The 11,778-nt window shown below is 38.7% G+C and carries 6 protein-coding genes; 2 read left to right on the top strand and 4 right to left on the bottom strand.

Annotated features, from left to right (window positions below):
• Positions 1-111: 111 nt before the first annotated feature.
• The 4 genes from Q0R88_RS24955 to Q0R88_RS24940 all read right to left on the bottom strand — a co-directional run bounded on the left by Q0R88_RS24955 (position 112) and on the right by Q0R88_RS24940 (position 7,152).
• Positions 112-1,698 (bottom strand): SusD/RagB family nutrient-binding outer membrane lipoprotein, encoded by a 1,587-nt coding sequence (locus Q0R88_RS24955; protein WP_295721149.1) that lies wholly within the window; start codon positions 1,696-1,698, stop codon positions 112-114.
• Positions 1,699-1,704: 6 nt separating this feature from the next.
• A complete protein-coding gene (locus Q0R88_RS24950) occupies positions 1,705-5,088 on the bottom strand; it encodes a SusC/RagA family TonB-linked outer membrane protein (RefSeq protein WP_295721148.1) in 3,384 nt (1,127 codons plus the stop codon).
• Between the two features lie 172 nt (positions 5,089-5,260).
• A complete protein-coding gene (locus Q0R88_RS24945) occupies positions 5,261-6,352 on the bottom strand; it encodes a FecR family protein (RefSeq protein ID WP_295721147.1) in 1,092 nt (363 codons plus the stop codon).
• Between the two features lie 179 nt (positions 6,353-6,531).
• A complete protein-coding gene (locus tag Q0R88_RS24940) occupies positions 6,532-7,152 on the bottom strand; it encodes an RNA polymerase sigma-70 factor (protein WP_295721146.1) in 621 nt (206 codons plus the stop codon).
• A gap of 463 nt (positions 7,153-7,615) precedes the next feature.
• On the opposite strand from Q0R88_RS24940, the gene Q0R88_RS24935 reads away from it, so the two are divergent.
• Complete coding sequence (locus Q0R88_RS24935; protein ID WP_295721145.1) at positions 7,616-9,052, top strand: alpha-L-fucosidase; 1,437 nt, start codon at positions 7,616-7,618, stop codon at positions 9,050-9,052.
• Between the two features lie 51 nt (positions 9,053-9,103).
• Positions 9,104-11,773, top strand: coding sequence for a glycoside hydrolase family 2 TIM barrel-domain containing protein (locus tag Q0R88_RS24930; RefSeq protein WP_295721144.1), 2,670 nt, complete (start codon positions 9,104-9,106; stop codon positions 11,771-11,773).
• The last annotated feature ends 5 nt before the right edge of the window (positions 11,774-11,778 follow it).

Genomic DNA, 11,778 nt, shown 5'->3' with positions numbered 1-11,778 from the left:
ATAAAAACTCATGGTCGGGGATACGCAATTCTGTGAACAGAATTATATATAAAGGTAATAAAACAAACAGGGAGACAATAATGTCTCCCTGTTTGTTAAGGAAATTAAATTTTATTTATCCCAGTAAACACGTGTTATGAATGTGTCGCCACCCATTCTTGCAACAGCGGCAGCAAAATTTGCGGCGTTTGTTGATGATAAAGTAACAGGATAAGCGATTCTTCTTGGAATATCTGTAGCAAACTGATTTGGGTAAGCAACTTTAGTTAAAACAGGGAACCCGGATCTTTTCCAGTTATTCCAGTTTTCGTTAAAGTTGAAAACTGTTGCAGTTTCAACGTAGTACTCCATGTTGATTTGCTGTAGTGCAGTAGCCGGAACCAATGGATGTGTAGCAACATAAGCAGTTATTGCAGCAGCATCAACCGATGTTGTACCAAATTGAGATAAGGTTTGCATGTCTGCAGTTAACGCGTTAGCATAATGAGTAGCTGCAGTTCCTGTAGCCCATCCTCTAAATGCGGCCTCTGCTAATAAAAGTTCAGTTTCGCCATAAGTCAACAGGAAATTATAACGATTACGATCATCATACACTGCAAATTTAGGACGGGAGTATTTACCAACCGGGGCTGGAGAATCATCCTTAACCGATGGATCTGCAGGTGATGTACCTGGATACCCGGTAGCTTTTGAAATATCAGTTGAGCCACCCTTTAAGTCAAAACCATTAGGCATACCAGTTTGCAACGCGAAGGTGCTGATACCAACAGCTTTGTTTTCATTAGCTGTTTTGCCAGTGCCTGCAGAAATTTCTGCTATTGCGCTAACACGTGGATCTGCGCTGCTTTTCATAAAGTCAACCAGCGTTTTCCCCCATCTTACTTCTCTAAAGTCATCAGTAACCAATAATGCTGCTGCATCAGAGTTTCCGTTGCTGTTGCCATAGTCTGCTTTTACTTTCGCATTATCGGCGATGCCGGCCATTGTACCTCCTGTATATGCTTTTTCGGCATATTTTTGAGCGGTAGCAACATCAACTTTGGTTAAGCGCATAGCAGCACGAAGCATTAATGAGTAACCCAATTTTTTCCATTGTGCAACATTACCACTATAGAAAAGATCACTTGTAGGGCCAGCTTTTGAAACATCTAAGGCAGTACATGCTTTATCCAATTGGTCAAGCATAGAAGCATAGATATCTTTTTGAGCATCAAATACAGGTGTAAAAATTCCTGATTTTGCCTGCCCTTCCTGTGAAAATGGCATATCTCCATAAGCATCGGTAACACGCTCAAGCATCAATACGCGTAAAATGGTGCCACAGTTATCAAGGTTGCTATAATCTGCTTTGCCCTTTATCAGGTTTTTCATTTCGTCAATAAGAGTAGTTGCGCTGTAACCGTTGTTCCAGGTACGGGCTTTATAATCCTGAAAACTACCTGTAGCTACATATTTATCACCATTACCATAATAATCATAGGTAGATGAAAGCGCTTGCGACCACATACTTTGAAAAAGCAATTGATCATAACCAGTATTTGAAAACTGGATTTGTGCTTGTGCCATTAAAAAGTTTGGATTAAACAAATCAGCATTAACTTTGGTAGGGTTAACGTTAACCTGATCAAAGTTTTTTGAGCAGTTTGCAATAAGCGTAGCCCCGGCAAGCAAACAACTATATATATATCGTTTTTTCATCTTTTGTTATTTTTTAAATTTGAAGTTTAAGTTAAACCCATAAGTCCTAACAGCAGGAACGCTTGTGCCTTCAATACCGGCATAATTTATACCGGGAGCAAAATTTGATTCAGGATCGATATTGTCGGTATGCTTCATGATAGTCCATAAATTTCTGGCTACCAATGAGAAGGTAATTGAGCTAAGCGGTGTATTTGCCAAATAGTTTTTACCAAATGTGTAGCCGAAGGTTATTTGACGAAGCTTAATAAAGCTGCCATCAAGCACGTTTAATGCTGATACACCACGAGCTAAAGCCTGGTAATAGGTTTCGGCAGGTACATTTACTGTATTTGTTGCACCAGTTGCAGTAACACCTTGACCAACTACACCGGTTTCACGGCCTTCAAGCGTCATTTTATTTAAACCACGGAAGATGCTGTAGTAATTAGTTGCAGAAAGTACTTTGTTGCCAAAACGGTAATCAACAAGGAAACCAAGATTGAAGTTTTTGTAGTTGAAATCGTTGTTTAAACCACCATAAAATTTAGGGATAACACTACCCATCGGGATGCGTGCAGTAGCTGTTGGGATACCGTTTGCATCAAAAATGATCTTTCCGCTGGCATCGCGGGCGTAATCATTTGCTAATATTTGCGGACCTGCCAAGCCTTTAACAAACGCTGTAGTAGCGTTTAATGGACGGTATGTACCTAAGCCAATATTTGCACCACTTTTATCTGTTTCTAAAACTTTATTTTTTACGTAGGTAAAGTTAAATGAAGGAGACCAGCTAAAGTCGCTTGTTTTAAAAGGTGTACCATGTAACTCAACCTCAATACCTTTATTTTGTACAGAAGCGGTAGCTGCATAAGCATTTGTGTAACCTGTTGACCAGTCGATGCTGCCATTAACTATTTCATTCTTTGTTTTGCGATTGAAATAAGCTACATCTAACCCGAACCGGTCATTGAAAAACTTCATTTCAGTACCAATTTCAACCTCTGTTAAAGTATAAGGTTTTAACAAAAGGTTAGCTAACTGAGAGCTAAAACCACCGGCGTTAACACCGTTGATAGAGTTGTTAACGCTATAATAGATTTGGTTGGCATATGGATCTGCACCCGCGCTTGTTTTTGCGTACGCAACACGAAGTTTTCCAAAATCAAGACCATTGATATGTGCAAGGTCAGAGAAGATAAAGCTTGCAGAAACAGATGGTGTAAAGATACCCGGACCCAGGTCTTTTCCGATACTGCTATAGTAGTCATAACGGCCGGTTGTACCTATAACTAAGAAATCTTTAATAGCAAAATCAGCTGTGTAATATGCTGAATGTACTTCAAGTTTTTTAGGGTCAAGATTGCCACTGTTCCTGGTTGGCAAGTTTGATAAATCGTAAAAATAAGGGATAATAAAGTTACTACCACCGATAGTAGTGCCTGAATAGTCATTTTTACGCACGTTACCACCGAATGAAAGATCAAGATTCAATAAGTCTTTCACCAGGTCGTGTTTTGCCCCAAATAACACGTCTGCGTTGAACTCTGTAGTTTGAGACGTTTGGGTATTCATGTTACCATTACCACCAACATAAGCAGTACCTGTTGGTTCGATATTTAACCTGTTATCGTTAATTTTATCATAACCAATACGACCTTGCGCATAAGCCCATGGTGTAATAGCGTATCTTGCTGATATAGATGAGATTAAGCGCTCTCTTTTGGTATTGTTTATAAATTTGTAAGCTGCAAAGTAAGGGTTGGTTACATAAATATCATTGGTGAATGATGTTTCTTTACCGGCCGAGTTATAACCTGGCGCTAAAATGCTTTGAGCTTCGTTTGGTGCAAGGAACTGAACGTTGTTTGGGTTACCTGGTCCATCACTTAAACCAGAGCGGTTTTTCGCGTTGTCTATAATATAGTTAGCAACCAGGTTTATATCCAGATTTTTTATAACAGTTTGTGACCCGTTAAAGTTAAAACTTTTCCTGTTTAAACCGCTATTAGGCGTTATCGCATGGTTATTGAAATCTGATAAGGATAAACGGAAAGCTCCACTTTCACCGCCACCTGTTAACGATACAGTATTGGTAAAGGTACCACCGGTTTTATAAAATTTAGCGTAGTTATCACTTGTTTTTGAATATGCATAGTTTTTTCCATCAAATTGTATTACTGATGAGCCATCAAGCTTTGCACCCCATGCAAGGTTACCTGAACTTAATGCACCAGCAACAGTTGTTGGTTTAACGCCATTTTCTCCCTGGCCATATGCAGTTTGAAAATCGGTGTTATCATATACCTTATCCATCTGGTAATTGGTATTGTATTCAACACCAAAGCCCGAATTTTTCTTGCCTGATTTGGTGGTGATCAAAATTACACCGCCTGTTGCACGTGTACCATAAAGTGCGGATGCCGACTGACCTTTTAAAACGGTCATTGTTTCGATATCATCGGGGTTAATATTGGCAATACCGTCACCATAATCAGCACCTCCCCATTCGCCCGATTGGCCTCTTTGGGTGTTATCCATTGGTACTCCATTAATTACAAACAAAGGTCCTTGAGTGGTTCCTGTGCTGGTTACACCACGTAATAAGATACGCGCTGAAGAACCCGCGCCACCATTGGCACCACTTATACTTAAGCCTGCAACACGGCCCTCTAATGACATGGCAACGTTTGACTCTTTTGCCTTATCCATTACGCTACCGTTAACTGTAGTAACAGCGTAACCTAATTTTTTTGAATCCTTTTTAATACCTAACGCAGTTACTACCACTTCGCTTAAGCTTTTGGCAGACACGGTTAATTTAATAGAAAATTCTTTTTTGCCTGCAACTGCTACTTCCTGGGTTTCGTAACCTAAGAACGAAAATACAAGTATTGCATTATCGGGAGCATTTACAGAGAAATTACCATTTGCATCAGTAATAGTGCCGGTTGTAGTGCCTTTTACCCTTACTGAAACACCAGGAGCCGGAGTGCCATTTTCGTCAACAACCTTACCATGAATAATAGCTGCATTTATGATCTCATTTTTTTGAGAGATAACGATCAGGTTATTTTCCAATTGGGTGTATGTGAAATCAGAATTAGCCAACAGCTTGTTCAATACCGAAGTAACCTCTTCGTTTTGTACGTTAAGCGTGATCTTTTTTGTTGACGGGATCTTACGCTCGCTGAAAACGAAGTGGTAGTTGGTTTGCTTTTGAATGGCGGAGATAACTTTGTTAAAATCTACCGATTTTACATTAAAGGTGACTTTTTGTTGTGAGTATACTTTCGCCATGGTTTGCAGGCTAAAGAACACTGTTAAAATAAATGTCAATTTCATTATTAATATGGACTTAAATAGCCAATAGTTATCTCTTACACCCTTGGGGTGTTTAAAATATTTCATACTTTTACTTAATTAAAGGTGACTTGATTAAATGGCAATGTTCTGTTCGAGAGAGCATTGCATGATTAACTAACAGATCTTCATCTTCACGGGGATTACCATTGGTAATTCCCGTTTTTTGGGTATGTAAAGGTTACTTTATTTCATAGGCTTATTTAATTCAGTAGTTAGGTTAATAAATATATACGGTTTCATTTTTGTACTTATAGGAAAATGATTCAATCAATTGCAAAGCGCTTAACGCTTGTGTAACGCTTTCTTTTTCAAAAACACCGGTAAAATGATAGTCTTTTGCTGCTGAGTTTTTAAATTTCACTTTTATACCATACCAGCGTTCCATTTTGTTTGCTAATTCATTAAAGTCTTCGTCTTTAAAAACAAGCCTGTTATTTACCCAGGAGGTTTCAACAACTGTAGTATCGTTTGATCGCAGATAGGTAAGATTGGTTAAAGCATAGCTGGTTTTGGCAGTATCAGGAGTTTGGGCTACTAAATTTCTATTTATAATGTGTTTTTTAAAGGTGGTACTTTTTAAAATCAGCTTTTCATTTGGTTTTAAAATGATGCGGTCAGATGGTCTGTCGGCCAGGGTTACTTCAATAGCACCTCTAATGAGGGTGGTTTCGCTTGTTAAATCATTTTTATATGATTTAACGTTGAAGGCTGTCCCTAAAACTTTGATACTCATATTGCCCGCGTGTACTATAAACGGATGACGATGATCCTTGGCCACGTCAAAAAAGGCTTCACCATTAAGGTAAACCTCGCGGGTTGATCCTTTAAATGTAGGGGGATATTTCAATGTCGTTTCTGAGTTTAAAGTAACAATTGAACCATCGCTTAAATAGATCTTCGACTTAACGCGGCTCGGCGTTTTTTTTTGTTGCAAATCAGCAACTCTAAGATCTTTTAAATTATAACCCCAAAAATTGTACGCAGCGAATATGCAAACACCTGCAATAAGAATTGCCGCGATGCTACGTATCACTATCCGACTGCTTTTGTAACTATTTGCAATCACTCCGGTTTCAGTTTCTTCGGTATCTTTTTCCGGAACTTCAATTTTGCTCCTGATCCGTTGAAACATTAATTCGGTATTTGAATATTGTTCCTCGTTTTTAACCCAATAAATTTTAAAAAAATTATTTTGCTGCCTGCAAGCCTCGTCGTTCGCGATCAGGAAACTGAATTCTTCTAATTCTCCTGCATCGATCTCATCCGAGAGTTTTTTTGCGAGCAGTTCAATAAATCTTTCGTTAACCATTTAATTGCGTAAGCGGGCTTGTTTTAAGATAGGACAATACTTTTTTAAAAATTGCCTACAAGCTTTTAAAAAAAAATTAAAAAGAATTTTTATAAAAACAGAAAGGCTATGATTTGGCGATCGGAAGAGCTTTTTTTAAAATTACCTGTAAGCTTTAAAAAAAAATTTAAAAAGAATGACTATAACAACGGAAGCCCTATGATGTGGTGACCAGAAGAAGCCCTTTCAGACGATTTTGATGCTAACTGATGCCCCGAAAGTATGATGCTCAGTTTTTTCATTGATCTGAAAAGTTGTGTTTGAACAGTACGGGGAGATATGTTTAAAATTTCGGCAACTTCTTTGTACTTCATGCCATCCTCTTTAATGAGTTTGAAAATTATACAAGCTTGCTGCGGTAAGGATCCAATAGCTTTATCTAATAAAAAGTGAAGTTCTTTGCGTTCCAGTTCCTTTTCGGGGTCAAAGGTGTTTACAAACTCAATTTCGTCCGAAGCTTCTATCTGTACAAGATGGATATTGGAGAATTTTTTAAGGTAATTGAATGATTGATTTTTTACTGCTACAAATAAGTAGGTTTCCGGATTAGCAATTTCGGTAAGGTTTTTACGCGATTCCCAGCATTTAATAAATACATCGGATACAATCTCTTCTGCTGCCTCCTTTTGGCGGATGTAAAACACACAAAACTTTATAAGCCGGGTATTCAGCGCGTGGAACAGTAATTCAAATGCTTTGATATCGTCATCAAAACAAACTTGTTTCCATAAATCCGGAGTATCAGTTTTAGAGATTTTCAATAGCAAGTCAGTTATGTGTTTTCAGAACAGTTATTATGACGCAATGTAATAATTTGATAACAAAAAGAAGCATTTATTTTAATTTCGACAAGTAATTAATGAAAAATTCATTCTTCTCGAAATTTATTTACTTAGTGTGTAGGCAAATTGAATAAAAAAGTTGTCAATAGGGTGTTTAGATGCCATATTTAGCTATTTTAAAATGTAAAAATGACATTTTATATCTCAATTTATACTAAAATAGTAGAGTAAGTATAGTGTATGTATACTATTTTAGCATTTTAAATTTCAAACTCATCATTGTATTGTATACACTAAGTGCTGTTTTTGATGAATTATTACGCATTAAAAAGCATATAAAATGTTCGGATTTTATCCTTTCATTTACGAATTTTATCCAGAAGATTTTATTATGGCGGTTTAATTGGTTACCTATATAAAGAAACAAAAAATACAATTATAAATGAAAAAAATCCTTGTTTTTCTCGCATTCCTTTTGCCACTAAATAATCTGATGGCACAACAACATAATATGTCAAAGGATTATGTAATACCCCAAGACTCACTGGTTCAAAAGAAACTGCATAAATGGCAGGGACTAAAATTTGGATTATTTATGCACTGGGGCACTTACAGCCAGTGGGGGGTTGTTGAAAGCTGGAGTATTTGCCCCGAGGATGAGGGGTGGACACAACGCCGTGGCCCCTATGGCGGCGATTACTACAATTACAAAAAAGCTTACGAAAATTTGCAAACCACTTTTAATCCTACAAATTTTAACCCCGAAAAGTGGGTTGCTGCTGCAAAATATGCGGGGATGAAGTATGTGGTTTTTACTACCAAGCACCATGATGGTTTTTGCATGTTTGATACCAAACAAACCGATTATAAAATTACCAGCTCAAAAACGCCTTTCTCGGTCAACCCCAGGAGTAACGTAGCTAAGGAGGTATTTAACGCGTTTAGCAAGGAGAATTTTATGATTGGAGCTTACTTTTCAAAACCAGACTGGCATACAGAAAATTATTGGTGGCCATACTTCCCGCCTAAAGACAGAAACGTAAATTATGATCCTGCTAAATATCCAGAGCGCTGGCAAAAATTTAAGGATTTCACCTTTAACCAGATCCAGGAGCTTATGACAGGTTATGGAAAGGTAGATATTTTGTGGCTTGATGGCGGCTGGGTTAGACCAAAGAATACGATAGATGCAGCCGTGGATTGGCAGCGTACTATTCCGTATGATCAGGATATTGATATGGCAAAAATAGCCGCGGCGGCAAGAATAAAACAGCCAGGTTTAATAGTGGTTGATCGTACTGTTGCCGGGCAATATGAAAATTATACTACGCCAGAGCAACAGGTGCCGGATGCACCTTTGGATCATCCCTGGGAAAGCTGTATCACTATGGGTAATTCATGGAGCTATGTACCCGGTGATCATTATAAATCTGCCAATGAAATAATAACTTTATTGGTGAAAATTGTATCCCGTGGCGGTAACCTGTTAATGAATATAGGTCCCGGGCCTGATGGTGATTGGGATCCTGCTGCATATAGCCGCCTAAAACAAATTGGCGACTGGATTAAAATTAACGGTGAGGGCATTTATAATTCTGACGCGATAGCACCTTACTCCGAAGGAAATATATATTATACCAAGGCTGGCAAAAGCACATATGCATTTGTTTTGGCCGAAAAGGATAAAGAAGCCGTGGTTTTGCCTTCAAATATCTCACTACATCTAAAGGATGCTGATAAAATAAAAAAAATAAGTTTGCTGGGTATCAGCAAAAAACTGAAATGGACAGTGGCCGAAGGTGTAATTAAAATAAATATACCTGCATCTTTACAAACACAAAACGGTTTGGCGCATGCTGCCGTATTTAAAATTCAGTAGTTATCAACTTATATATTTACTATACATATAACACATCTATAATTAAATAAAATGCCCCAACTATTAATATTCAGGCCCGCTAAATTATTTTGTACGCTCATCTTATTTTTAATCGCAACCAATATATATGCGCAAAGCAGCTATGAGCTCAACTCCGGCTGGATGTGTGCACCTATAAGCAGCGTAAAGGATAACGGATTGGTACTATCAACAACCGCATTCAATAACAGCAGTTGGATGCCGGCTACAGTGCCGGGCACTGTTTTAACTACGCTGTTAAACAATCAAAAAATACCCGACCCGTTTTGGGGCATGAATAATGAGCATATACCTGATATTTACAAAACCGGGGCAGATTACTATACTTATTGGTTTACCAAAGATTTTAAAGAAGTACCGGCACTAAACGGTGGCCAGGTTTACCTTAATTTTAGAGGTATAAACTATAGCTGTGATATTTATTTGAATGGACACAAACTAAATAAAACCATTCAAAAAGGAATGTTTTTAAGGTTTACCTATAATATAACATCCTTTTTAGCCAAAAATGGCAACAATCGTTTAGCCGTATTAGTGCACCCGCCTGATGTATTAGGTAACCCGAATGGCGGTCAGGGTGGTGATGGTACCATCGCCAGGAATGTTGGGTTGCAATATACAGCAGGCTGGGATTGGATTCAGCCGATGAGAGATAGAAATACCGGGATATGGGATAAGGTTACCATCCAAAAAACCGGCGCAGTGCGCATTACCGATGAACATGTTATTACATTGGTTCCGGGAGTAAGGCTTCCTGAAGGTGCCCAACAGCCTGCAGTTATTAAAGTATCGGCCGCATTAAGTAACCCTACAACAGCACCCGTTAGCGGTACTTTAAGTTTTGAGCTGGGTGGTAAAGTAATTTCAAAAAGCATCAGTCTGAAACCAAATTCAACTGCTGATGTAAGTTTTAATGATTACAGTTTGCCTAACCCTAAACTATGGTGGCCAAATGGTTACGGACCGCAAAACTTGTATGATTTTAAGTTGAAGTTTGCGGTTAATGGCAAAGTGATATCTGATCAGCATTTGCTTAAAATAGGGGTAAGGCAATTAACCAGCGAGTATAATGAGCATACTGGCAGCAGGCAGATAGCGGTTAATGGTCAACGGATATTTATAAAAGGGGGCAATTGGGTTATATCTGACGCCATGCTACGCTTGTCGGATATGCGTTATGATGCCGAAGTTCGTTTTCATCGGGACATGAACCTAAACCTGATCAGGATTTGGGGAGGCGCGATGATTGAACGACCTGAGTTTTACGAAGCCTGTGATAAATATGGTATGCTGGTTTTCCAGGATCTATGGGGATCCGGCGATTGCAACGGCCGTTGGCAGGATCCTCAGAAACTTGATGATCAATGGACACGCCGCAAATACCCGGATGACCATGGCTTGTTCCTGCGTTCGGCAGTCGACCAGATAAAGATGGTGCGCAATTATGCATCGCTGGCTATATGGTGCGGTGGCAATGAAATTACTCCGCCCGAGGATATCCTTACTGCTTTACGGGATACCATTTTGCCTAAGCTTGATAATACCCGCTGGTTTGTTGATTATTCTAATTCAGATAGCATGTCGCACAATGTGCTGGGTGGTAATGGCGATGGGCCTTATGGTATTCAGCCTTTATCGGTGTTTTGGGAATATAAAACTTTTCCTTTTAATTCAGAGGTGGGTTCTGTTGGTGTAGGCGATTATGAATCATTGAAAAGATTTATCCCAACGGCTAACATGGTTCCGCCGGTTTATGATGAAGATACACACAAAAACAAAGTAGACAGTGTTTGGGATTACCATAAATACATTGGCTATGATACCAGTATCAATAAATATGGCAAAGCTAAAAGCGCTGCCGATTTTGCTATGAAAGCACAACTGGTAAATTATGATCAGTACCGTGGCCTTGCCGAGGGCTTTACCTCGCACATGTGGGATTGGTATACCGGTTTTATCATCTGGAAAACCCAAAACCCATGGACAGCCATGCGCGGGCAGATGTATGATTATTACCTTGATCCTAACGCCTGCCTGTATGGTTTACACAATGGCAGCGCGCCATTCCATATTATGTACAACCCAATTAATGGCAATATAATGGTAGCCAACAATACCTTTAAAGCCCGGCGCAGCATGATGATGGTGGTAAAAACCTATGATATGCAAGGTAAAGAAAATCTGCTGACCCAGGTTTTTGCTGATATAAATGCCAATACGGTTAAAAAATACTTCTCTGTTAAGGGGGCTGTTGATAAGCTTGCCGCCAAAGAGGGCGTTTTTCTGTCATTACAGTTATTGGATGAGGATAAGAAAGTTATAACGGATAATACTTATTGGATTCCGGATAGTAAAGGCGCGTTTTCTGGTCTGCAAAAAATGAAAACTGAAGAATTATCCGTTAAAGCAAAATATTTAAAACCAGGTAGGGTAGAAGTTACGTTAGTTAATAAAGAGAATAGTGTACTTGCTTTTTTTAACAGAGTTTCATTAGTGGATGCGGACAGTAAAGCAAGGATTTTGCCTGCATTTTACAGTAATAACTATATTACAGTTTTACCGGGGGAAGAAAAAAAGGTAATAGTTGAATACAATGCCGCCGCAAATAATAAAAAATTGGTGGTGAGTGTTGACGGTTGGAATGATGGAAATAGTCCCCAAACGATAAGTATTGATCAATAAAAATA

This window comes from Mucilaginibacter sp. (assembly GCF_025362475.1).
Lineage (GTDB): Bacteria > Bacteroidota > Bacteroidia > Sphingobacteriales > Sphingobacteriaceae > Mucilaginibacter.
This window is presented reverse-complemented; position numbering and strand designations above follow the sequence as displayed.